Annotated in this window: 16 protein-coding genes and 2 pseudogenes; 12 read left to right on the plus strand and 6 right to left on the minus strand. The window is 61.5% G+C overall.

The window, feature by feature from the left end; translation table 11 throughout:
• Both VJR68_RS18240 and VJR68_RS18245 read right to left on the minus strand, forming a co-directional pair.
• A pseudogene (locus VJR68_RS18240) lies at positions 1 to 560 on the minus strand (hypothetical protein); the annotation flags it as partial.
• Positions 561 to 857: 297 nt separating this feature from the next.
• The gene (locus tag VJR68_RS18245) at positions 858 to 4,082 is read right to left on the minus strand and encodes a TonB-dependent receptor (RefSeq protein ID WP_324150012.1); all 3,225 of its coding nucleotides are present in this window, start codon (positions 4,080 to 4,082) and stop codon (positions 858 to 860) included.
• A gap of 462 nt (positions 4,083 to 4,544) precedes the next feature.
• Between VJR68_RS18245 and VJR68_RS18250 the strand changes: the two genes are divergently transcribed.
• The 3 genes from VJR68_RS18250 (at position 4,545) to VJR68_RS18260 (ending at position 9,052) form a co-directional block, all read left to right on the plus strand.
• A complete protein-coding gene (locus VJR68_RS18250) occupies positions 4,545 to 5,558 on the plus strand; it encodes a LacI family DNA-binding transcriptional regulator (RefSeq protein ID WP_324150014.1) in 1,014 nt (337 codons plus the stop codon).
• 65 nt (positions 5,559 to 5,623) lie between these two features.
• Positions 5,624 to 6,916, plus strand: a complete 1,293-nt coding sequence (locus tag VJR68_RS18255) for an MFS transporter (protein WP_324150015.1) — start codon at positions 5,624 to 5,626, stop codon at positions 6,914 to 6,916.
• Positions 6,917 to 7,258: 342 nt separating this feature from the next.
• Entirely contained in the window at positions 7,259 to 9,052 is a 1,794-nt protein-coding gene (locus VJR68_RS18260; protein WP_324150016.1) for a beta-1,3-glucanase family protein, read from the plus strand.
• A gap of 187 nt (positions 9,053 to 9,239) precedes the next feature.
• On the opposite strand, the gene VJR68_RS18265 is transcribed toward VJR68_RS18260, so the two are convergent.
• The 3 genes from VJR68_RS18265 to VJR68_RS18275 all read right to left on the minus strand — a co-directional run bounded on the left by VJR68_RS18265 (position 9,240) and on the right by VJR68_RS18275 (position 14,493).
• Positions 9,240 to 10,016, minus strand: a complete 777-nt coding sequence (locus VJR68_RS18265) for an SDR family oxidoreductase (protein WP_324150017.1) — start codon at positions 10,014 to 10,016, stop codon at positions 9,240 to 9,242.
• A 3-nt stretch (positions 10,017 to 10,019) separates the two neighbouring features.
• Entirely contained in the window at positions 10,020 to 12,260 is a 2,241-nt protein-coding gene (locus VJR68_RS18270) for an alpha-galactosidase (protein ID WP_324150019.1), read from the minus strand.
• Positions 12,261 to 12,579: 319 nt separating this feature from the next.
• Positions 12,580 to 14,493, minus strand: coding sequence for a glycoside hydrolase family 76 protein (locus VJR68_RS18275; protein WP_324150020.1), 1,914 nt, complete (start codon positions 14,491 to 14,493; stop codon positions 12,580 to 12,582).
• A gap of 532 nt (positions 14,494 to 15,025) precedes the next feature.
• On the opposite strand from VJR68_RS18275, the gene VJR68_RS18280 reads away from it, so the two are divergent.
• Complete coding sequence (locus VJR68_RS18280; protein WP_324150021.1) at positions 15,026 to 15,796, plus strand: 4'-phosphopantetheinyl transferase family protein; 771 nt, start codon at positions 15,026 to 15,028, stop codon at positions 15,794 to 15,796.
• 9 nt (positions 15,797 to 15,805) lie between these two features.
• Here VJR68_RS18280 and VJR68_RS18285 read toward each other — a convergent pair whose 3' ends face one another.
• On the minus strand, positions 15,806 to 16,537 hold the full coding sequence (locus tag VJR68_RS18285) for a YdcF family protein (protein ID WP_324150022.1): 732 nt from the start codon (positions 16,535 to 16,537) through the stop codon (positions 15,806 to 15,808).
• Between the two features lie 263 nt (positions 16,538 to 16,800).
• Here VJR68_RS18285 and VJR68_RS18290 point away from each other — a divergent pair, with 263 nt between their 5' ends.
• From VJR68_RS18290 to VJR68_RS18325, 8 genes and pseudogenes are all read left to right on the plus strand, one after another.
• A complete protein-coding gene (locus tag VJR68_RS18290) occupies positions 16,801 to 17,424 on the plus strand; it encodes an XrtA/PEP-CTERM system exopolysaccharide export protein (protein ID WP_324150023.1) in 624 nt (207 codons plus the stop codon).
• 67 nt (positions 17,425 to 17,491) lie between these two features.
• Entirely contained in the window at positions 17,492 to 19,036 is a 1,545-nt protein-coding gene (locus tag VJR68_RS18295; RefSeq protein ID WP_324150024.1) for an XrtA system polysaccharide chain length determinant, read from the plus strand.
• A gap of 2 nt (positions 19,037 to 19,038) precedes the next feature.
• Positions 19,039 to 19,818, plus strand: a complete 780-nt coding sequence (locus VJR68_RS18300) for a polysaccharide biosynthesis protein (protein ID WP_324150025.1) — start codon at positions 19,039 to 19,041, stop codon at positions 19,816 to 19,818.
• A gap of 221 nt (positions 19,819 to 20,039) precedes the next feature.
• Positions 20,040 to 21,410 carry a hypothetical protein gene (locus tag VJR68_RS18305; protein ID WP_324150026.1) on the plus strand — a complete coding sequence of 457 codons (1,371 nt, stop codon included), beginning with the start codon at positions 20,040 to 20,042 and terminating at the stop codon, positions 21,408 to 21,410.
• Entirely contained in the window at positions 21,407 to 22,189 is a 783-nt protein-coding gene (locus VJR68_RS18310) for an alpha/beta fold hydrolase (protein ID WP_324150027.1), read from the plus strand. The genes VJR68_RS18305 and VJR68_RS18310 overlap by 4 nt, the downstream gene beginning before the upstream one ends.
• Entirely contained in the window at positions 22,189 to 23,013 is an 825-nt protein-coding gene (locus tag VJR68_RS18315; RefSeq protein WP_324150029.1) for an alpha/beta hydrolase, read from the plus strand. Before VJR68_RS18310 ends, VJR68_RS18315 begins: the two co-directional genes overlap by 1 nt.
• Positions 23,010 to 24,014 carry a UDP-glucose 4-epimerase GalE gene (gene galE, locus VJR68_RS18320; RefSeq protein WP_324150030.1) on the plus strand — a complete coding sequence of 335 codons (1,005 nt, stop codon included), beginning with the start codon at positions 23,010 to 23,012 and terminating at the stop codon, positions 24,012 to 24,014. Before VJR68_RS18315 ends, galE begins: the two co-directional genes overlap by 4 nt.
• A 471-nt stretch (positions 24,015 to 24,485) precedes the next feature.
• Positions 24,486 to 25,105, plus strand: a pseudogene (locus VJR68_RS18325) (hypothetical protein); the annotation flags it as partial.

Here is a 25,105-nt window from a genome sequence, read left to right on the forward strand (position 1 = left end):
ATGCGAGCCAGCCAATCGAACAACGCGGTAAGGTCGATGTTGTGTTCGGTCGACTTCCACAAGGCTTTCTTCGGCACGAGCAGATAGGCCTCGATGCCGCCATTGAAGCCGCCGGCGCCGCGCGCGTCCGCTGCATTGGCAACCACCCATCCCGCGAGATGCAGCGCGGCATCTCGCCAGCGCGTGTCGCCGGTTGCATCGTGCAAGGCCAGCAGCGCCAGCGCGGCCCACGCGACGTTGCCGCACGAGGTGCCGTCCTGGTACGCGCTGGAATAGTCGTGCGCGGCATCTATCCAGCGCTTGCGCTTGGCGTCCCACCAGCGGTTTGGCAACGGCCTGTCGCCCTTGATGATGCCGGCGCGGTAGGCATCACGCAGGCGTGTGTCGTTGATCGAGGCAAGCCGCAAGGCTTCGCCGATGCGTTCGGCCTGTTGCGGCTTGCCGCATGCAAGCAAGGCGATGACGGCGAGTGCGTTGTCATAGGTGAAGGCTGCGGAACGCAAGGGTGCAAGATCGGGTGTGCCTTGTCCGCGCAGGCTGTCGTAGCTGCGTAACAGCAATGCTGCATTTCCCGGCGCGGCGTCGACACGGGATGCGATGGCGTGGCAGCCGGAGCGTGCGATGGTTGCGGCGCGCGGTGAGTTTGTTGCGGACGGAGTCGCTACTCCCGCATGGGCGGGAGACGTTGCAGATAGGGCAAACGTGAGAAGGGCGATGAGAGAAACCCGCCGATTTAGAGGCTGACGATGTTGAGCTCCAGGCGATTGAAACATCCAAATCCCAAAGATGAAGATGTAGGTTGGGGTGATCCGTTGGGGTTCGGCTATGCCTCACCCCAACCTACATGGACTTGCGTATCAGAAATCCGCACGCACGCTGAGGTTGTAGCGCGTGTCGTCGCGGAAGAAACCCTTCGGCACGCTCAATCCATCGGTGTTGATGATTTCCCGGGTGCGGAAAGTCGAGTTCAACAGGTTGGCCACCTGCAGCGAGAGCTTCACGTGATCGGTAAGCGCGTAGATCAACGATGCATCCAGCTGGCCTTGCGAATCGGCCATCACCGGCAGGAACGGATAATCCGCCTCGTAGCCGGTAATCAGGTATTTCGAGCGCCAGTTGTACGCAAGGCGCGTGGACAGCGGGCCTTTCTCGTAATACAGGGTGATGTTGTAGGTGTTGCGCGACAGTTCGTACGGAGGCAGCTTGAGCTGGTTCACGCACTGCGTGGCCGGCGCATAGCCGCTGGGGCAGAAGTTGGCCGAACCGTAGCTCAGGTTATACGGCTTGATGTACGTGTAGTTCATCTGCGTGCCGAAACCGGAAAGCCAGCCGGGCAGGAAATCGTATTTCTGCTGATAGGCCAGCTCCGCGCCGCGCACGCTGCCGCCCTTATTCAAGTTGGCCAGGCCGATGGTGTACTGCTCCGGATAGCTCACGCCGTTGTTGGTCACCGTGGTGTCGACCACGCTGGTGATGGTCTGGATGGTGTTGTTCAACTGCTTGTAGAACAGCGTGCCGGAGATCGACCCGGCGTGGCCGAAATACCATTCCTGCGTAATGTCGAAGTTGTGCGCCTTGATCGGCATGAGATACGGATTGCTGCCGCTGTAGCCGTTGCCCACGGTCGGCACGGTGCTGCCGTTGGTGCCGTAGGGCAGCAGACCGCTCACCGACTGCCCTGCCTGCAACTGGTTGAGCGTCGGCCGATATACCGATTCGGAGAATGCGAAGCGGGTGATCAGGTCGTTGGTCCAACCGATCGACAGGTTGAAGCTGGGAAGCCAGTTGTTATACGAATTGCGGGCGGTGATCGGCGTGTATGCGCCGTTGGCGAAGGTAATGTATTGCTGCTGTTGCGCTGGCGTGAGCGCACAGAACGTGCCCGGCGCTGGCGTGCTGCCGCCCTGCGTCTGCGTGAGGCAGTACTGCGCGATGCTGACGCCGTTGAGCACCGCCGACTGGTTCGGGAGGATTAGATAGCCTTCCGCATCATCCTGGGTGTGTACGTAACGCATGCCCACATTGCCGCTGATCTGCAAGCCGCTGAGAAAGTCGGTGTTGTCGTTGCCGAAATTCAGGCGCACGTAGGCGGCGTTGGTCTTCTCCTGGTTGGAGGCGACTTCCTGCGGCAGGTAGAACGTACCCGGCACAAACACATCGCTGTTGACGTACTGGGTGCGCTCATAGAGCGTGTAGTACGGCCCGACGCTGCCAGGCGGGTTCATCGCCATGGCCTGCTTGTTGATCTGCTGGATGATGGCAGCGGCCTGGTGGAATTGCGTGAGCGGATTGAGGTTGAAATAGGGCGCAACAATGCCGCCGAAATTGCTGTTGCTGAAGCCGGGCAGGTTGAGGTTGTACAGCGAGGTAACACCTGGCGTATCGGTTGCGGTAACCGCGTTCTGCCCGTACGGCGAGCTGATGGCGGAGTAGTTGTACGCCGAGTTCTGCACCGTTTCACGCTGGTCGGAGTGACGTACGCCGAACTGCAGGTTGTCCAGGAAACTTTCGTCGATATCGAAGGTGCCATCCAGGCGGAAAGTGCGCTGGTTGCCCCAGGAATTGGCAAAGTGATCCTGCGCCGCTGCCCAATAATAATTGTTGGGATTGCTGTAGTACTGCGCCGTTGTTTCGTTCGGATCCGGCGAAAGCAGGCTGACGCTGGGCGTGCTGCTGCCGTGCTGGGTGATGTCCCAGTTGGCTTGCGTCAATTGGCGAATGTAGTAGTAGAAGTTGTTGAACTTGGATTTGGTGTCCTGCACATCGGCGCTCAGGTGCAACCGGTCGTTGACGTTCCATTTCAGGTTGAAGCTGTAGTCGTTGGTGACGTAGCGGTTGCGGTACGCGGTACTGTCGATCTGGGTTTGCACACCACCGTAAGTGATCGGCAGGAAGCTCGATGAACCTGGCGCGCCGCCGATGATGCCCGACTGGAACACACCGCTGCCGTCGTAAACAGGTGTTGCGCCAGCCACCGGCACGGCGCAACCGGCCAGCGATTGGCCAAACGCGCAACCATCGGTCGAGGCTTGCAGGGTGTGCTCGTAGGTGGTTTCCGTATCCGACGCGCGATCCCATTCCAAGGTCGCTTGCCACGCCTTGTCCGGGCTTTCCCATTGCGTGGAAAGCACGTGGCCGAAACGCGTGCTGCTTTCGTTCTGCACGCGCAGGTCGGCACCGACCGGCACGTACGCATATTGGCCCGGCGCAAGGCCTGGGAAACTGTCGGTTCTGCCGTTAGGCAGCGCGCAACCATCGCAGCGCCGCTGGAAATCGACCAGCGAGATGGCGTTGTCCTGCTGCTTGATGCGGTCGTAGGCCACATTGAGCAGCACGCCGAAGCGGCCGATCTCGGTGTTCCAGTTGTGGCTGAGCAGGCCCGCGATCTGCGGCGTGCCTTTCTTGTCCAGATTGCCCCAGTAACTGCCGAGGGTGAGCGATACCTGCGTATCTTTCTTGCTGTCGAAAGGCTTGCGTGTATTGAGATCAATCGAACCGGCGATGCCGCCTTCGATCATGTCGGCGGTCTGGTTCTTGCTCACCACGACCGAGCCGATCAATTCCGGCGACACCGTGAAGAAGTTCAAGCCCTGGCCGCCGCCGGCGGAAAACACCTCGCGGCCGTTGAACAGTGTGCTGGTGTAAGGCAGGCCTTGCAGGCTGATGTCCGAGCCCTGGATGGAGAAGTGATCCGGATCGGCCGCGACGCCGAACGCGCTCACCGCCACGCCCGGCACGCGCTTCAGCGCCTCGGTGACCGAGGTGTCGGGCAGGGAGCCGGCGTCCTGCGCGGAAATCGCATCGACCACCGTATCGGCGTAGCGCTTGATGTCCTGCGCCTGGTTCAAACTGCTGGAGAAGCCGTTGACGGTGAGGCCGCTGAGCAGCTTGGCTTCTTTCTCGTCGGTCTTGGTGGCGGTGTCTTTTTTCTTGTTTGCCGTCTTCGCGTTGTCAGGTGTGGTTTGGTCGCTTGACGGCGGCGTCGATTGCTCGGTTTGTGCATGCAACTGCCCTGCAGCAAACAACGTTAACGCAATGGCGAAGGACAGCCGGCAGGGCTGATGCATGAATGGCTTTTTCATTACTGAATCTCTCCCAAGTTCAGTGAACACCCGCCGTCGCTTCCCTTGAAAAGTCCCCGGAGCGAGGCGGCGAAAAGTGCTGCAAAACGCATCGCGGCGCCTTAGGTGGCGCCCCTTTTTATGGGCGATGCTTCGAACTTGAGGGCGCTGGTCTTTGTGTCGTCCCGGCGAAAGCCGGGTCCCAGTGCCTTTGGGCGAAAGTCGCTGGGCTCCGGCGTTCGCCGGGGCGACGATCTAGCAGACACCCTTAAGTTCGAAGCATTGCCTATTCCCCTCGCGTTGCGCGCTGCAGCATGCGGGTTTTGGTCCGCGACGCACGCTATTAAAAATGTACAAGCGCTGTCAATACGAAAATACCAGCGCTGGTACTTTGTATCGGAAAGAGTGAAATTCAGGTGGTTGCACGGCTTGTGCTTGGGTTAGCATGGGCCGTTGAAAACCATGAACAGGTCAGGGCGATACATGCCTGCGAGAATCGAAGACGTTGCTGCGCATGCAGGTGTGTCCACCAAAACGGTATCCCGCGTCCTCAACGGCCATACGAGCGTGCGCGCCAAGCTGCGTGCACGCATCGAAGCGTCGATTCGCGCACTCAATTACGTACCCAATCCGGCGGCGCGCGGCCTGGCGGGCAACCGGTCCTATCTGGTCGCCTTGCTGTACGACAACCCCACCGCCAACTCCAGCTACATCATGGAGTTGATCGTGGGCGTGCTGCAGGCCTGCAAGGGCACACCGTACAACGCGGTGCTGCACCCCTTCGAAGCCGGGGACGACCTTGCCGCGCGCATCGATGGCTTTGTGGCCACGCATCGCCCGGACGCGCTGGTGCTGGTGCCGCCGCATGCGAACAACGTCAAGCTGCTGCAGCGCCTTGATGAATTGGATATCCGCTATTCAACCATCTCCTCCAAGTTGCGCGAATCGCGCATCGACATCGGTTTCGACGAGCGCAAGGCGGCAGCGGGCATCGTCGAACATCTGGTATCGCTCGGGCACCGGCGCATCGCCCATATCACCGGCTTGAAGGGGCACGGCGCGTACACGTGGCGGCTTAGCGGTTATCGCGACGCGTTGCGCAAGGCTGGCATCGCCTTCGACGAATCGCTGGTGGCCGAAGGGGACTTTACATTCGCATCGGGCATTGCCGCGGCGAAAACCTTGCTCAACCGGCGGCGTCCGCCCACGGCGATCTTTGCCGCGAATGACGACATGGCATGCGGCGTGATACGCGAAGCTTACGAACGCGGGCTGGCCATTCCCGATGACCTGTCGGTGGGCGGCTTCGATGACACGCCGGTATCGCAACTGATCTCGCCCGGCCTGACCACGGTGCGCCAGCCCTGCCGCGAGATCGCCTGCCTGGCCGCCGAAAGCGTCCTGCAATCCATCCGCGATCCGGCCATTCGCCTGCATGCGCGCGTGCCGTACCAGATGCAATGGCGCGCATCCACGACGCAACTCAAAAAGCCGTAGGATGGCGGCTCGCCGTCGTCGGGCTCGCCACGCGCCTGACACATGGCATCACGGAGGGGCGAGCGGTGATCGACGACACAGCCGAAGCTGCATTAGGCGGGCTCCCGCAAGGCGGGATGGCCGTTGAAGCGACCTGGCCGGCGCGGCAGGTCGACTGGTTGTTCATCGTGGTTTATGGCGTGGCCTACACGGGCCTGTGGATGGCACTACTGCCGCCGATCCTGACAGGGTTGACGATGCGCGTGCACGAGCTGGCTCCCGCGCACGCCACAGCCAGCCTGTCGCTGGTCGTTGGCGTGGGCGCGCTGATGGCGTTGTTCGGCAACCCGTTCTTCGGCCGCTTGTCGGATCGCACCACCTCGCGTTTCGGCATGCGGCGGCCATGGTTGATCGCGGGCGCCTTGGGCGGGGTAGTGGGCTTGGCGGTGATTGCGACGGCGGTGTCGGTGCCGCAACTGTTGCTGGGCTGGTGCATCACACAACTGGCCTATAACGCAGAACTGGCGGCGTTGGCGGCCATCTTTGCCGACCAGGTGCCGGCATCGCAGCGCGGCACGGTTTCCGGCATCGTGGGTATCAGTCTGCCGTTGGGGATGATCAGCGGCACCTTCCTGATGCAGGCGCTTGCCGATTCCACCCTCGCCATGTTTCTGGTGGCGGCGGTGATCGCCTTGATCAGTGCATTGATTCTGATCTGGCTGCTGCCCGATCAACGCCTGGCCGTTGCACAGCGGCAGCGTTACGGATGGCGCGAATTGCTCGGCAGCTATTGGATCAATCCGCTGCGCTTTCCCGATTTCGGGTGGGCGTGGAGCAGTCGTTTTCTGCTCTACGCGGGTATCGCGGTGTTGATGACCTATCAGGGGCTTTATCTGATTCATCAACTGGGCTGTGCGCCGGCTGACGTGCCGCGGCGGATCTTTCTGTCCACGTTGGTGCAGTCTTGTGCGGTGGCGATCTTCAGTGCGGTGGGCGGTGGTTTGTCCGATGCGATCGGAAAGCGCAAGGTGTTCGTATCCGGTGCTGCAGTGGTTTATGCATTGGCCTTGCTGATCGTCGCGTTCGCGGCGTCGTATCCGTGGTTTCTCGCTGGCATGGCGATCACCGGCGCGGCGCAAGGCGTGTATTTGGCCGCCGATCTTGCGCTGGTGACTGATGTGTTGCCGCAACGCGAAACCCATGCGGCGGGGAACCTGGGCATTTTCAATATCGCCAATGTGATGCCGCAGTCGCTGATGCCGGCAGTAGCGCCGGCGATTCTGTTGGCGAGCGATGGAAGTTATGCGGCGCTGTTCGTTGTCGCGGCCATGCTTGTTGCGCTGAGCGCATGGGCCATCCTGCCGGTACGTTCGCAGTAGGAACGTTAAGGGCCGCGTTCGCTCACCCTAACCTGCGTCGTCATGCACACATGTAGGCTGGGATGAAATCCCAGCTTTGTTTGTGGCTCCTTGTGCTGGGATTTCATCCCAGCCTACACGCGCTCCGCCTGCAAAAAGCGGCCAGCATGACCGCCATCACGGAAAAATGACAGCGCTTGTATTTTCATTTTGACAGCGCTTGTACTTTCGCATTTCAAGCGCCACGACAACCAGAAAACCCGGCGGCGACTGTCCCCACACGGCTGCATCAAGAGCGTGCCGTGGAATCGCCCATTCCCAATGTTTGGCTGTGATTTCACCCATCGCAAAAGGAGACAGTCCATGCAAAAGAGCATCCATTCGACGCAGTGGTCCACACTGGTACTGAGTTCGCTGGGTACCTCGATCGGCGCCGTGCTTTCCACCGCCGCGCTAACGGCCATGCCGATACAGTCGCTGCGTGCACAGACGACCTGCGCAGCTGCCTGGAGCGCTTCAACCGTCTACACGCAAGGCCAGGCGGCTAGCGAAAACGGCATCAACTACGTGGCCAACTGGTGGACGCAGGGCAACGATCCGGCCACCAACAACGGCGGTGCCGGCAGCGGCCAGCCTTGGACGTCGCAAGGTAGTTGCGGCAGTGCGCCCACACCGACACCAACGCCAACTCCCACACCGACACCAACACCAACACCAACACCAACACCAACACCTTCGCAAAGTTATGGCGCCACCGACGAACCCGGTGGCATAGCGCAGTTCTACGCCGACGGCGGCACATGGGCCGATCTGCACTACACGCCTGCCGGCGGCAGCCAGCTCAACGTGCGCATGAGCAATAGCGGCACCGATAACACGTATGACGTTTCCGGCCTCACCAATGGCGAGCAGGTGAGCTACTGGTTCACCATCGACCAAAGCGACGGCTCGGCAGTGAACACGCCTTCGCAAACCTTGACGTACGCCGCGCCAACCCCCACGCCGACGCCAACACCGACACCTTCGCCATCCGGTCCGGTATTCCCGACCGCTGGCACCACTTTCAACCTGGTCAATGGCACCGGCGGTGCGTATGCCGACAACCAGATCTACTGGACCATGGTCGGCCAGGACCCGGCTCATCCCGGCACGTTCGTGCACGTCGATTGTTCGGGCGACCTTATTCCGATGGCGCCGGGCGACAATGGTGCGCTGAGCAAGAACGGCCAGAGCTACGCCGATTACTCGATTCCGTTCTCGCAGTGCAAATCGTTCACCGTGCCGCAGATTCTTTCCGCGCGCATCTACTTGAGCGTGGCCAGCCCGATGTATATCCAGGCCGTCGGCAATCCGGTATACGGCTACACCGGCCCGAATATCGATAATCCCACCGATCCCAACATCAACGTGACGTTCGACTTCGTGGAAGTGAATATCAATGCCACCAACTTCTACGGCAACACCACGCGCGTCGATCAGTTCGGCATGCCGATTCGGCTGGAACTGCAAGATCCCAGCGGCTACGACCACACCGTGGGCGAAACGGAAAGCCGCGCCGCGCTGTTCCAGGAATTCGTGGCGCAGGTGCCGGCGGCGTTCCAATCACTCGCTCAGGTGCAAGCGCCCTATCGTATCGTGGCGCCGGCACATGGCAGCTTTGGCGCGGGCGGTTCCCAGGCCACCTATCTGGATAGCTACATCCAGTCCATCTGGAATCAATACCGCACCCAATCGCTGGTATTCACCGATGCGCAAGGCACGTTCACCGGCAACGTCGTCGGCAACCAGTTCGTGTTTACCGACGGGCAGGGCACGTACTACATCAACAATGTACCGACCACGCAGGAAGTGTTGCTTGGCAATGGCGTATTCAACGATGCCAGCAATGCTGCCGCAGGTGTTGCCACAGCCAAGCAATTGCAGATCCAGGCGCAGGTAGATGCCGCGTTGAACCGTCACGTGGCCGAGAATGCAGCGGCGTGGGATACATCGGCGAATTTCTACAACAGCGCGCCGACCAACTCCTATTCTGCGTTCTGGCATGCGCACAGCCTCAACGGGCTGACCTACGGTTTTCCGTATGACGATGTAAGAGGTTTCAGCTCCTCGTTGATTGGCAGCAATCCTACGGTGGCTACCATTACGGTGGGTTGGTAAGAGGGTAATCGTCCTTTCTCCCCTGCACGGAGATGTTGGGGTTCGGCGATGCCTCACCCCAACATTGCGATGCCCGACTGCCACGCGAAGGGCGTAGGCTGGGATGACAATCCCAGCTTTGCCGTGAGATGACGGATGCTGGGATCGGCATCCCAGCCTACGTTCTCCGCATGCGAACCGCATGCGCTCAATCGTGATAAAGCTGGCTGCGGCCGCCGTCGATCAGCAAATCCGTGGCATTGATAAAGCGCGCTTCGTCGCTGGCCAGGAACAGGGCGGCATAAGCTACTTCATCGGGCGTGCCGATACGTTTGCACGGCAGCAGCTCTGCTTGCCTGCGGCGTTCGGCTTCGGGATCCGGGCATGACTGGAAATAGCGTTCGGCGGCCGGCGTCAGGATCAATCCCGGCGAAATCGAGTTCACGCGAATACCGCGGGCCGCATATTCCAACCCCAGCGCGCGCGTGAGTCCAATCAAGCCGTGTTTGGCGACCGGGTAGGGAAAACTGCCGGGAATGATCTGGTGCCCATGCACGGATGCGATGTTCACGATATGTCCGTAGCCTGCTTCGAGCATCGACGGCAGCACCGCACGCGCGCAATGCCATGCACCTTGCACGTTGATACCGAGATTGAGTTGCCAATCCGCATCGCTCAAGGTCAGCGGATCGCGAAAGACGTTGATGCCTGCACCGTTGATCAGGATGTCGATGCGGCCGATTGCTTCCTTGGCCTGCGCAACGGCGTGCTGTACCTCGTCGGCATTGGATACGTCGGCTTGCACGGCGATCGCATGGTGACCTGCATCGACGAGTTGGCGCGCTGATACTTCAGCAGCGGCGGCGTCGATATCCAACAACGCCAGCGCCGCACCTTCGCGCGCAAACAACGCAGCAATGGCGCTGCCGATGCCACTGGCAGCGCCCGTGATCAGGGCCGTTTTGTTTTCAAGCCGCAGGCGCATGATCTATTCGCGGTCGAAGGTGATGGCCGTGCCTTGGAAATCGCCATGCATCAAGACGTCAATGCCCATGTTCATCCAATAGGCGCCGCTTGCCACAGTGGGCGTATGCGCCGCCAAGGTTCCCTGCAGCACGTGCACGCGATAGCGCGCATCCGGATCGAGCCCCTGCAGCCGCACGGTCGGATACGGATAGCCTTCGGTGCTGGAATGCAGGAAGGCGAACAGCACGGCATGCGCCTTGTCGGACGAGACATCTTCGGTGGCCGAATGCTCGCTGCCGTTATCGGGCGACACCAAGCGATACAGATCGCCATGCTGTACGGTCTCGCGGATGGTTTTGTACTCGGCAACCAGGCGCTTGGCTGTGCTCATGTCCTGCGCGCTCCATTTGCCCAGGTTCGCACCGATGCCGAGCGAGCCTTGCATGGCTGAAAGAAAACGGTATTCCAGGGAGAGGCTGCGCCCATTCATGAAGGAGGGCGAGTCGGTCACCCAGGCCATCATCACGCCCGGTGTATGTGCTTGTGTAAAACCATCCTGGATGCGCAGGCGATCGTAGGCATCCGTGTTGTCGGATGGCCACACTTCGTCGGTGAGATGCATGATGCCGAGATCCACGCGGCCGCCGCCGCTGGAGCACGATTCAATCTCCACGTTCGAATGCTTGTGGCGCAGTTCTTCCAGGATGCCGTAGACGTTGCGCACGAAGTCGACATAGACATTTTTCTGCTGGTCCGGCGGCACGGCCGGCCAACCCGGCTCGGACCAGCTGCGGTTGTAATCCCACTTGAGGAAGGCGATCTGGTTTTCGCTCAGCAATTTGTCGAGTGCGTTGAACACGTAGGCGCGCACGTCCGGACGCGCAAGGTTGAGCACCATCTGGTTGCGGCCCAGCGTACGCGGGCGGCCGGTCATGTTGAGCACCCAATCCGGATGGGCGCGGTACAGATCGCTGTCCGGGTTGACCATCTCCGGTTCAACCCAGATGCCGAAATCCATGCCCAATGCGTGGACGCGATCGATCAAGGGCTTCAATCCATGCGGGAATTTCTGCGGATTGACAGTCCAGTCGCCCAGGCCGGCCTTGTCGCTGTTGCGTGCACCGAACCAGCCATCGTCGACCACAAAACGTTCGACGCCGATGCTTGCCGCTTTTTCGGCGAGCGCCATTTGTCCCGCTTCGTTGACGTCGAAGCCGGTCGCCTCCCACGAGTTGTAGAGCACCGGCCGCGCACGCGGATGCGGTGCCTGCGGCAGGATCCGCGCAAGTTCCAGCCGATGCATCAGCCGCGACGCTTCGCCCATGCCGCCATCGGTAACGCCTGCATAGAAACTGGGTGTCTGCAGGCTTGCACCCGGTGCCAGCTTGTAGCCGAAATCAAAGGGATTGAAACCGCCGGTGACGCGGATCTGCTCGGCCTGATCCTGTTCGATCGTCATCTGCCAGGAACCGCTCCACGCCAGCGCGCCGAACCATACTTGCCCATGGATTTCGTCGGCGTTGTTGCGGCGGATGGCGAACCACGGTTCGTTCTGCATGCCGGTGCTGCCGCGGCGGCTTTCGAGCACGGTCTTGCCGGGTTGCACCGCGCGCTCGTAGATGTCGTTCTCGCCCGCCCAACGGCCGGCGAGATAACGCAGCGTGTAGTCGCGTCCGCGCGGCAGGAACCACGTGCCTGCGGCTGCCTGTTCCACGATCACCGGCGTCGAAGTGCGATTCTCGATCACCGCGCTGCGCCGCACGATGCCGGTGCCGGGGTCGATCTCGTATTGCAAGGTGACGACGATGGGGCGTTCGATGTCCTTCATGACGATGTACAACACGTTGTCATGCACGCTGTTGGAGACGTAGTGCAGAACCAGGTCGCGATTGCCGTCCGGAAACGTCACCTTCAGATCCGGCTCGTAGTAGAGCCCTTCGCCCCAGCCGGCGTATTCCTGCGGAATGATGTTGACCGTGCCATCGATCGCGTCACGGCGGGGAGGCGCAACAGGGGGCGGCAAAGGATCGCCAGAGGCCAGTCGCGGTCCCCAATAAATCGATTGCAGTTGCCCGTTTTCGTTGACCCCGAACGCGTAGGTCACCTTGGCCGCATCGAGCCGGAATACCTTGTCCGATACCTCGATATGCGCGGTGTCGTTACGAGTCGCCGCACGCGCATTGCTCCATGCGCTACTTGTTATCAACACCATGGCGCCCAGAATCGCCAAGCCATGGCGGGCGCATGCTTTGGAAAATTTCATCGAGCGGGAACCCCTTTGATCGCCGTTGGATACGTCAAAGGTGGTTTTATACGACAAATGTCATGTGGGTGCTTGCTGCAGTGTGGCAATCCATTGCGATGGAGTCGTTGCTCGTAGGCTGGGATGAAATCCCAGCATGGGTGCGTCAATAGCGCTGGGATTTCATCCCAGCCTACGTATGTATGTAACTCATGCCGTTTTGCGCACGTTTGATGATGAAGCTCGCCCGATATTCGTCATGGTGGCGTGAGTATCACCGCATCAAGCAGGTCATTGGCACCTCCGTCCTCGCATCATCGAGGACGGAGGCATCTACGCACTATTGAACGATATTCGCCGTCACGTGATACACGCGCCCGCCCCAGCCATCATTGGGGAAAGCGTCCGACACCTTTACGTAAACCGGCTTGGCGCCATTGCTGGCGGCACCGAGATACGGTGTCAGGTCGATGGTGCGGGCGGCCTTGTTGGAGCCGTCGGTGATCGGCTGGGTCTCTTGCAATACGGTCGTCCAGTTCTGGTTGTCCACGCTGACTTGCACCAGGAATTCATTGTCGATGGTCAGCGTGACTTGCGCCGACGTGCTGTCGGCGGGGAAGGGGAAGCGATAGGTGAAATGCGCGGTGCCGTCGGCAAAACGGTTTTGCACGCCGTTGCTCTGCGAACCGTCGGGATCGAACAGCCATGGGGTTTCCTCGACGGTGCCGGTGTCGAAGTCGATCGTGTGCGCGATCAACACGTCGGCCTGCGTGGTGAAGTTCATGCCGGCCGCTGCCACGTTGGCGGTGACTATCTGATGTCCATCCGCCGCCGTGCTCGGCACGGTAATCGTTAGCGGCGTGGTGGCACTTACCGGATCTGCGTTGCCGTGTGGCTGCAGGTGCACCATGGTGGTTGATGGTGTCGCCGTCCAACCGGCCGGTGTGTTGATGGATGCGCGTGCTTGCAGCGGGAAGAACCCGGTAGCCGAGACGCCAAGATCAAGTGTGATGGACGCGCTGCCTGAGGCGGGCGGCATCACTACCGGTTGCGCGGGTGACATGGTTGCGGCCAGCGATTCCCACGGCGTCACGCTCGGTACGTTGCCGATCAATGCGCTGAGCGCGCTGGCTTGCGTGCGCCAGTCGAACACGTTGGGATGATCGTTGTCGGTGGCGCCGGACCAGCGTGTGCCGAGCCGGCCGGCGGCGTCGCGGTCGTCGTTCCAGATGCTTTCGGCTTGTTGCTGCAGAAAGGCGGTGTAGCGTGGATCGTGCGTCGTGTCGACAAGATCGGTCCAGTAGCGCATGAAGATGCCCTTGAACTGCTTGCCGTTGTCGTCGCAGGTTTGATCCGTGGCGTCGCAGCTTTCGGTCAGGATACCGTTGGTCACCAATCCGTTCGGGCCGATCGCGGCATCCGCCAGTTGCTGCACGCTCGCCAGGATCTTCGGATCGCGCGTCGCACGCCACAATTCCAGGCCAGCACCCATCGCCATGCCCTGGTTGTAGGTCCATACGGTCTGGCCGTTGTTGGTGCAGGCGTTGGTAAGGCCATCGTTGACCAGGCCGTTGGCGTTGATCATGCCGCTGTTCTGGAACCACGCCCAGGCGGTGCTGGAGCGGGCCAACCATTGCGTGTCGCCGGGGATACGGTTGTGCAACTCGGCGGTGAGCCGAATCCACAAACCGTTGGTCACCGCGTTCTTGTAGGTGCGCTCGGCATTCCACCACACGCCGCCGCCGCAGGTGCTGGTGTCCCAATAGCCGTACACATAGTTGGCGATGGTGACCGCCATGTTGAGGTACTTCGGATTGCCGGTGAGGTCATAGGCTTCGACCCAGGTCAGCGCCCACCATTCGGAATCGTCGATGGCGCGGCTGGTGAAATTGCCCAAGAGGGGATCACCCGACAACACCCCGGCGGGAAACACGCCTTGGTCTTTCTCGAACGTGTTGTCCAGCTGGCCGAGATAGCGGCGGTCGCCGGTGCGTTGCATGTAGTCGCCGATGGTCTGCAAGGCGACGGCCGAATTCCACCAGCTGGAGGGAAACCAGGCCTTGTTCGGGTCGTAGGAATTCATCAACACATCCGCCGCCACGCGTGCGCGCGCGACGGCGGTGGGTCCATCGGTGTGCGGATTGGCCGGGTGCGTTCGTTCGGCCGCCATCGAAGGGAAGGCGACAGCCAGGGTCGTCAGGCTGGCCGCGGCCAGCAGGGTCAGGACTCGTATGCGTATGGCGTCGAGACTCATGATCAAAAGCACTCCGCTCGGATGCCCACGAAGGGAATGGAAGCAAGTTCGCTCCCATCAGCGCCCAGGCCGGACCGTGGGCGGTCATCCAGCCTGGAAACGTGCGTGCACGGGTGATTAGCCGTTTATACGGCTATATCCGCACGCGCCTGCACAGGCCCCCTGGCGGGATGGAGCCCGCCCTATGCCCAACTTTTTTCGGCAAGCATTGCCCGCTGGCAGCTGCGTTCCCCAACTCCCATGCGGCATTTGTATCGATCTAAATTCGACATCTAAAAAAAGGCAGCGTGATGGCCCGGTATACGGATGCTCAGCGATCGATGCCCGCGCCAACTGTAACGCGCTTGATGGGGTGATGCTCGTTGCAATGCAAAAGGGCGGGAAGATGTACGAGCTGTATTCGTAGGCTGGGATGAAATCCCAGCTCTGTTGTGCCCCATGGATGCTGGGATTTCATCCCAGCCTATGTGGTGCCGGCTTTGTTGCAGCTTGCGATGCCGGGATTATCATCCCAGCCAACTTAGGGATGCGCATGAACCATCAGGCTGATATCACCCGAACCATGTCTGCACAGGGCGCGACGCTCGACGTCATCCAGGCGACGCCCGCTGCGCTGTGGGGCGATGCCCGGGACGCGTGCGATGAGGCGTTGCGGCAAGGCCACGCCTTCGTGGCGATCTTGCGCGGCATGGAAGCATTTGCCGACGACCAGGTATTGACCGACGAAGACCGCCAACGTGCCGCGCGCTATCGTCAGGCCGGCGATCGCCACAACTTTGTGCTGGGGCGCAACCTGGTTCATTACCTGGTTCGTCCGCGCGGCATAGCCACGCCGTGCCGCTTCTCGATCGGTCCACGTGGCAAACCGTTTTTGCCTGACGCACCCGCTTATAACCTCTCGCACTCAGGGCGCTGGGTGGCTTGCGTGGTAAGTCATGACGACGCGGTTGGCATCGATGTGGAGACTTTTGCGCGACTCAAGGATTATCGGGATCTGCTTGGCGCCGTTACGCATCCGGTCGAGCGCCGCTGCATTGAGCAGGCGCGATCGGAGCATGGCCTGACCTTGTTCAAGCGTTGCTGGACACGCAAGGAAGCCATCCTGAAGGCGACCGGTGAAGGGCTCAACGACAACCTGCAAGGCATCGACGTGCGCCTGGAACAACACGAGCCCGTGCTCGATCACCCCATGCCATTGCGCCTGATGCATCTGACGACGGATCACGACGAGGCGACGATTGCGCTGGCCCTCAATCCTTCAGTGCCGGGTGTCGTAGCGATGTTTGTCGGCGAACCGCGCTGACATCTTCGCTCAAGCCCAGCCGCGCAGCCGATACCACCAAAGGCCGGCAAATTCGCGCAGGCAATGGCCGCTTAGATGCAAGGCGGATCGTCGTGGCCACCACGGGTGCGCCTGCCAGGACGGATACGCCGGGTCATGCGCCGGAGCAGGAATCACGTCCAGCCCTTGATTGACGAACGCCGCCGCCGCACGCGGCATATGGAAGCCGGATGTCACCAGCAAGATGCGCGTCAGATTGGCGCGCTTGAGCAGGGCGGCCGAAAACGCCGCATTCTCGTGCGTATTCCGGCTTGCGCACTCGGTCTGCAACGCGTTGACCGGCACACCTTGCTGCAACAGCCTGCGTGCCATGCGCTGGGCCTGGTCGCTACCGGAAACCAGTACCACCCCGGCGCGTGCATCGCGAAACAACTGCAAGCCGAAGCCGATGCGCGTGGCAAGGCTGTAGGCATCATCCGCATCCCAATCCGAACCGGATGGCGGCAACGCACCACCGCCAAGGATCACGATCGCATCGGCCTTGGCATAGGTAGATGCATCGCGTTGCGGGTAGTGCCGTTCCAGCGTGTCGCGCAAGTGCATGGCCATGACGGGAGTGGCGCATAGCCATAGCCAGCATGCGCCGATTGCCAGCAGTGCCAGGGCAGGGCGATAGCGTCGGCGACATAGGAAAACCAATCCGACCGCGACGAGGATGGCCGTTTGGTAGATCGGATAGAGCAGGTGCTCAAGCAGGTCCATCGCATCCTCGTGCGTGACGCATTGGCAGGTTGGGGTGAGGCGAAGCCGAACCCCAACGTCGCCCGCAAGCGCGGCAAAACGTTGGGGTTCGCGTGCCCCTCCTCAAACCTGCGGGCGGGTCAAAAAACATGCCAAGTCACCGGCGCCAGGGAAAGTCATCCGTCGTTTTTAACAAACTCGCCTCTTGCGTCGAGAGTTTGTCAAGAGCATATAATGAGACAGGGGTCACACTTTCACTTTTCCACCACCGGCCGAGAGTGCTTATGAAGAGCCTCAGTCGTTGTTTTGCGTTGTTCCTGCCATTGCTGCTCGCCGCCTGTGCGACAACGGGTGGTTCCAGCGCGCCACCGAAGCTGGATGCAGACGTGCAGGCCGTTACCACGTACCACATTGGTGTGGACGACCAGTTACAAATCACCGTCTGGCATAACCCGGATCTCAGCGTCAGCGTTCCGGTACGGCCGGACGGCCGCATTACCGTGCCGCTGATCGGTGACGTGGTGGCCGGCGGGCGTACGCCGGATCAAGTATCCGCCGAAATCAAGGACAAGCTGCAATCCTATATACGGGATCCGCAGGTGGCCGTCATTCTGATTGCGCTGCGCAGCAACGAATACCTGTCGCGGGTGCGGGTCACCGGGGCGGTGCGCAGCCCGATTTCCATTCCGTATCGCCAAGGCATGACCGTGCTCGACGCGGTCCTGGCCGCGGGCGGCATTACCGAATTTGCAGCGCCGGACCGTACCGAGCTGTATCGCAAGGGCGATGGCAGCAGTCCCGTCGCGTACGCGGTGCATCTGGAAAAGATCCTGCAGAAGGGCGATCTGGGCAACAACTATCCGGTACAGCCGGGCGATGTGATTACGGTGCCGCAGCGCGCGTTCTGATCGTGCGCTCCATGGGCATGGAGCGCATGCGGCGGCTTTTCAGGGATAGCAAAGGGAAGGGGATGTCATGGGGGGAGAACTAGCACCTTTGGGCGGCATGTTGCCGGCGCTGATCAACGAGGCGCGGCGCCGCCGCATGGCCTTAGGCATCGCCTTTGCCGTGATTGCGGTGGCAGCCCTGGTCGCCGGCATGTTCTGGCCGAAGAAATACGAAGCGTCCACCACCATCCTGGCGCAGGAAAGCAACATCATCACGCCGCTGATGGAAGGCGCCGCGTCGGCGACGGCGAACGCCAACCGCGCGGGTATCGCGCAGAACGTGATTTTCAGCCGCAAAGTGCTCGACCAGATTCTGGATGTCGGCGGCTGGACGGCAACGCATCCGACGCCGATCCAGCGGGATCTTATCCTTGAGGGCATTCGTGCCCGCACCAAGGTGCAGACCTCGCACGGCAATCTGATCACCATCAGCTACACCGATTCCGAGCCGCGGCGCGCATTCGTGGTGACGCAGGCGTTCGCGCATCTTTTCATCAGCGAAAGCCTGGCCTCCAAGCAGCGCGAAAGCCGCGATGCCTACGAGTTCATCAACAGCCAGGTGGAAACCTATCGGCGCAAGCTCACCGATGCCGAAGACAAGCTCAAGGCCTATCGCGAATCCAATGTGGATGCACGGCCCGGCAGCGATGCCGACACCAATTCGCGCATCAGCCAGCTGCGCACGCAAATCGAAAATACACAGCTGGAGCTGACCGAAAAACGCTCGCAGGCAGCGGCGTTGCAGGCCCAGCTGTCCGGCGAATCGGAAGTCAATGCGGTGCATACCACGCAAGGCATCTACGACGTCCAGCTCGCCGATTTGCAGAGCCAGCTCGACAAGCTGCTGCTCACCTACACCGACGAATATCCTGACGTGATCCGCCTGCGACACCAGATCCAGGATCTGCGCCAGCAGATGGCCCAGTCGGACCAGCGCAAGCAGGCGGCGCGCGCCGCCGGCGCGCCGATACCGCTGGATAACGCAGTGCAAATGAATCCGCTTTACCAGCAACTGAAGATCCAGCTGGCCGCCACCGAGGGCGATGCCGCCGCGGCCGAGGCACGCATCCAGGCCAGCGAATCGATGCTCGCCACGGAGCTGGATCGCAGCAAACGCATTTCCAGTTCGGAAAACGTCACCTCCGAGTTGACGCGCGACTACGACGTCAATCGCGACGTCTACCAGGATCTGCTGAAGCGCCGCGAGAACGCACGCGTGTCGATGAACCTCGACGCCGAACAACGCGGCCTGACCTTCCTGATCCAGAACCCCGCCGCGGTACCACTGGTGCCATCGGGCCTGCGCTTCATCCATTTCGGTGCGGCGGGCTTGCTGTTGTCGCTGGCCATCCCGTTCGGCTTGCTGTTCGCGCTGGTGCGTTTTGATCCGCGGGTGCGTTCGGCCGACCAGCTGGAGCGTGCGCTCGGCAGCAACGTGCTGGCAACGATTCCGTTCTACCCAACCCCGCGCGATCGCCGCCGCGGCCGGTTGCACAACACCATGCTGGTGTTGATCGGCGTCGGCGTTGCCGCGTTTTACCTGATTCTGTTCTGGATCCGGCACAAGGGTTGAACATGAATACCCAAGACGAAAACGTGTTTACCAATCGCCGTGATCACAAGCCCGATGCCAGCGTGCGCCATATCGACGAGACGCCTTCGACCGGGCATTCGATTGCGTTGATGACCGAAGGCGACCATGCACTGGTGCCGGCGCAGTTGGAACAGCGCCGGATGATTCACCGCGAAGATTCGGTGCGGCGCCAGTCCGATGCATTTCGCGGCATTCGCACGCGCCTGCTCGAGCTTGCCGGCGCGCAGAATTTCATCACGCTGGTGGTATCGGTCAGTCCACATTCGGGCGGCAGCTTCGTGGCGCGCAACCTGGCGGCGGCGTTTGCCTTCGACGAAGCGAAGACCAGCCTGCTGATCGACTGCAATCTGCGCTATCCCAACCAGCACAAGGCGCTGGGCGTGGAGCCGGAAAAGGGCGGCCTGATCGAATACCTCGAGCATCCGATCCGCGGCATCAAATCGATCATTTACCAGACCGGCATTCCGCGCCTGCGCCTGGTGCCGGCGGGTACGTCGCGCGAAAACGGCGGCGAATTCTTCTCGTCGTTCCGCATGCGCGCGATGCTCGATTCGCTGCGCTGCCGTTACGCCGACCGTTATCTGTTCCTGGATGGCCCGGCCGTCAACGGCTCGCCGGATGCACGCATTTTGTCCGACCTGGCCGACTTCGTGGTGGTGGTGGTGGGCTATGGGCGTGATACGCCGGCTGCCGTCAACCAGGCCGTCGCCAATTTCGATTCCAGCAAGCTGGCAGGAGTGGTGTTCAACCAGTCGGCTTAGGGACGCTCTGATCTATTCCGCGCAGGCGTCACCGGCCCTGTTTGTGCGCATCTCTTCGGTGCGTTGGCTCGACAGACGGCCAGTCTGCCTTCGCCACCGCCCCTGTGATCTGCACACAAACAGAACCAGTGCCACCTGCGCGGAATAGATCAGATCATCCCAGGACGCGACTGGGTTGCAACGGATTCAACGCAACACATTGACGAAAGGAAGGGGAAAATATGCCGGCATCCACCACGCTCGCTCGAGCCATGACGCTTGCGCTCGTCGTCGTGCCGGGTGCGACATGGGCCGCGCAGTTCGATTACTCGATCTTCGGCAGCGTCGAACACAGCGACAACATCACGCTGAGCGACAGCAACCCGATCAGCCAGAACGTCTTCATTCCCGGCTTCAACTTCAACTACCAGCAGCAAGGTTCGATCCTGCAGGCGAACGTCAGCGGCACGTTCCAGGACAACGATTACCTGGGGCATCAATTCGCCAACCAGACGCAGACGGAACTCGCCGGCCAGGCCAATTGGACGGTGCTGCCCAAGCGCCTGGATTTCACCGTGGAGGATTACGCCGGGGTCGAGCCGGTCGATTCCCTGGCCAGCAATGCGCCGAATAATCGGCAGCAGACCAATGTGCTGTCGCTGGGGCCGACCTTGCATTTGCAGTTCGGCAACGTCATGCGCGCGCAAGTGGAGCTGCACTATCTCAACAGCTACGCCTCGAAAGTGAAGGATTTCAATTCGAGTCGCGGCATGGCGGCGTTCCGGCTGTACCGCGACCTCAACCCCACCGACACGTTGTCGCTGAATCTCGAAACGCAGCGGGTGCGGTTCAACGACAGCACCAACACCACCCTGGTCGATGGCACTGACAGCACCATCGCGACACCCAATTACACGCGCGACGAATTCTACGCTCGCTACACCAGCACGCTCGCGCACTTCAATGCCGACGTGCTGGCGGGTTGGTCGAAGATCAATTTCGATCATGCGCGCGGCGACTCCAAGCCGTTGGGCAGGGTCACGCTGGGTTGGCAATTCACGCCGCATCAGACCTTGACCGTCACTGGCGCGTATCAATTTTCCGATGCCGCGCAAGACATGTTTTTGCAGCCGGGGCAGAGCGTCGTCAACATCCTGGATGAGAACCCGACCGACTTTCTCTACAACCCCGGCGGCGGCATCAGCACCGGCAACCTGGTGATCGATTCGGAGGTTTACCTCGAACGAACCCTGGAAGCGACCTACACCTATCACACCGAGCGCTTCCAGCTGTCGATCGCGCCGACGTACGACAAGCTTGCCTATCTCAACAGCTCCACCTTCAACCAATCCACGCGCGGCGGCACCATCGAGGCCAACTTCCACCTGCGGCCGCATACCTCGCTGGCCGCCTTCGTCAATGCCGAGCATCTGACGTATACGTCGCTGCAGCGCACCGACAAGACGTATCGCTATGGCGTCGATCTCGGTCATCAATGGGCGCCGCATTGGACCTGGCACGTTTCCTATATCCGTCAGCTGCGCAGCAGCAACGCGGCCGGCCAGAGCTACCACGAGAACGAAATCTTCTTCAGCGTGGTGTTCAAGCGATGAGCACGCGTAACGAAGCGGAATTGCCGTTCTTTTTCGGGCCGGATCAAGGTTTGTTCGGCCTGTTCCATGCCAGCGCCAAACCGGCGCGCAAAGCGGTGCTGCTATGCCCGCCGTTGGGGCAGGACCAGATTCGCTGCCATCGCCTGTACCGGCAATTGGCCCAAGCGCTGGCAGCCGAAGGCGTTGCCGTGTTGCGCTTCGATTACTACGGCACCGGTGATTCGGCCGGTGACAGCGTGGAGCTGGATTGGCAGCGTTGTGTGGCCGATACCGTCGTGGCCGCCAACGAATTGCGGGCGCGTGCCGGTGTTGATCGCGTGCTGGCGTTTGGTGCGCGCCTGGGTGGAAGCGTCGCGTTGGTCGCGGCCGCGCAAGCACGCTTTGCCGGCATCGTCGCGTGGGATCCTGTGCTCGACGGCCGCGCCTATGTCATGCATCTGGATGCGATGCAGTCCGCGCTGTGCCGCGACGGGCAGCGCTTCATGGTGCCGCGCGATGCGGCCGACGCCGCGGCGCAATGGCTGGGCTTTGCAATCAGCGATCGCTTTCGCCAGCAGATCATGGCTCTGCATGTCGAGCGTCCCACCGTGCCGACGCTGCTGCTCGATTCGCTTTCGTCGGATGCGCCGCAACCCTGGGGCAGTTTCGTGGCCGATGCCGCGGCCGTCAGGTGCATGCAGCCGCCCACGCCATGGCATGATCCGCGCCGGCTCGAGGTGGCGATTCTCTCGCACCCGCTGATCCAGGCCGTTACCCAGCACGTGCAGGAGGCGGCGTGATGCAGGAGCAGGCTTTCCGTTTTGGACGCGCGCGGCATCTGGTCGGCATCGCCGGATTGCCACCGCCAGTCGCGCCGGAAGCAGTCGGTGTGATCGTGCTCAACGCCGGCCTGGTGCACCGCATCGGACCATTCCGCTTGCATGTGGAAATGACGCGGCGCTTGAACGCCTGCGGTTATCCCACCTTGCGCTTCGATCTTTCCACCATCGGCGACAGCGCCGCCAGCGGCGAATCGCAGACGCGCAAGCAGCAGATCTGCGCGGACGTGGGCGACGCGATGAAGCTGCTCGGCGAGCAGGCCGCATGCAAGCGCTTCGTGTTGATCGGCCTGTGTTCCGGCTCGCAGTGCGCACACATGGTCGCCTGCAGCGATCCCAGCGTGGCCGGCGCGGTTTTTCTTGATGGCTATGCGTATCGCACGTTGGGTTATCACCTGCGTTATTACCTGCCGCGCTTGCTGGATATGAAGCGTTGGCTGCGCATGCTTTCGCGCCGCCGCAAGGCGCAGGCTGGCGGTAGTGAGCCGGCGTTTACCGTGGCGCCGTTGCCGCAAGCAGTCGTGCGCGCGGATCTGGCCGGCATGCTCGATCGCGGCCTCAAGCTGTGCCTGATCTATAGCGGCGGCATCAGCCGGTATTTCAACCACGCGCGCCAGTTCCGCGAATGTTTCGGTGGGATCGTCAGCCGTCCCGGCGTCTCCACTCGATTCCTGAAGGAAGCCGATCACACCTACATCCTCACCGGCGACCGCAACCGATTGCTGGACAGCGTCGAGCGCTGGCTCTTCGACAATTTTCCCGTCACGACGGGTGGTGCCCCATGAATACAGTCCTGGTTACCGGCGGTGCCGGCTACATCGGCAGTCACGTCGTCCAGCAGTTGGTGGCGCGGGGCGAGCGCGTGGTGGTGATCGACAACTTGAGCACCGGTTTCCGCGAAGCCGTGCGCGGTGCCGAGCTGGTGATCGGCAACGTCGGCGATCCGGGTTTGGTCAGCCACGTGATGGCCGCGCACCGGTTCGATGCGGTACTGCACTTTGCCGCGCACACCGTGGTGCCGGAATCCGTGTGCGATCCGCTCAAGTATTACGGCAACAACACCTGCAACACACGCAACCTGCTGGCATGCTGCGCCGATGCCGGCGTCGACAAGTTCATCTTTTCATCGACGGCGGCGGTCTACGGCGAAACGGCCAACGGTATTGCCGACGAAGACACGCCGACGCGGCCGATCAATCCGTACGGCACCTCCAAGCTGATGTCCGAAACCATGCTGCGCGATCACAGCGCGGCGGGTGCGATGCGGCACGTGATACTGCGCTACTTCAATGTCGCCGGCTGTGATCCGGCCGGCCGCATCGGCCATTCCACGCCCAATGCGACGCTGCTGATCAAGGTGTGCTGCGAGCATGCGGTGGGCCTTCGCGAAAGCCTCTCGATCTTCGGCACCGACTACGACACGCCGGACGGCACTGGCGTTCGCGACTACATCCACGTGGACGACCTCGCTGCGGCGCATCTGTGCGCGCTCGATCATCTTCGCCGCGGCGGTTCGTCGCTGACCTTGAACTGCGGCTACGGCCACGGCTACAGCGTGCGCGAGGTGATCAATGCCGTCGCACGGATCGGCGGCAAGCCGCTCAACGTGATCGAACTGCCGCGCCGACCCGGCGACATTCCCAAGCTGATTGCCTGCAGCGATCGTCTCAAGCACGTGCTCGATTGGCGGCCGCATTACGACGACCTGGATTTCATCGTCGGCACAGCGCTGCGCTGGGAACGGCAGCTTTTGTACAAGCGCGCGCCGCTTTCGTCGGTGGCTTGAATGAATGCAGGATGCGCCAGCGTTGCAAGCAGCTTGATGATCGCGAAAAACGGTTCCCTCCCCTGCGTGCAGGGGAGGGCTAGGGTGGGGTGTGAGCGCAGCGAGCCGCGGAAACCGAACATCGCCACCCCTTCGTTTTCCTGGAAAATTCAGCTGTATGCTCCTGCACAAGCAACCCCACCCCAGCCCTCCCCTGCGGCCGCAGGGGAGGGAGCGCAGCTTCGCCCACTACTGTCACTGTCCGGGGAAAATGCTCCTCATTCGCCGAAGTGCTTGATAACCCGTCGTCCCGGCGAAAGCCGGACGCAGCGCGAAGCGCGGAGAACGTCCGAATGGACGGCCCTGAAAGGGGTGAGCGGAGCGAATCACCCAGCGACTTTCGGATCCTCAAAGGCACTGGGCCCCGGCGTTCGCCGGGGCGACGAATCAGTAGAACATTCAGGCGTCAGACGACGTTGTTTTTTGGCTGGCTTGATCGTCCTTTTTGCAAGCGCCACCGCCGTATCCGCGCATGCGACGGCACCCGCGGACAGCACGCCCGATCAACGCATCGTCGTGCACCGCAATGCCGGCGAGGATGCGGACGTGCTGGTGTCGGTCGGCATTCCGTTTCCGCCCGGCGCGCTGCGCGATACGCATCGGTTGCGCATCCTGGATGAAAGCGGCGCGGAAGTGCCCGCAGCCGTCCAGACGACCTTGCTGTGGTACGCCAAGGACGGCAGCGTGCGTGCCGTTCGCGCACAGTTCCATGCGCACCTTGGCGGCGATACGCAGACGTTCTATTTCGCGATCGGCAAGCCGCGCCAGCGGGAGCTGCCCGCATGGCCTTACGCCAACGGACTGGCCGCCGACGTGCAAGGCCTGAAGGTGGCCACCGCCCTGGCAACGCTCAGCCCCGCATGGCTGTGCAACTCGCTGATTGCCGGCCCGCAGTTTCCGGCTCAGCCCAATGAGGCGTATGCCAATTACGTCGCCACGCAGTTTCAGTGGGCGCGGCCATTGCCGGCGAACGATCCCACCGCATGGTTGTTCGACCGGCCATCCACGCTGTTCAAGGCATACATTCGCACCGGGCGTTTCGATTATCTGCA

The organism is Dyella sp. (genome assembly GCF_035277725.1).
Taxonomy (GTDB): domain Bacteria; phylum Pseudomonadota; class Gammaproteobacteria; order Xanthomonadales; family Rhodanobacteraceae; genus Dyella_B.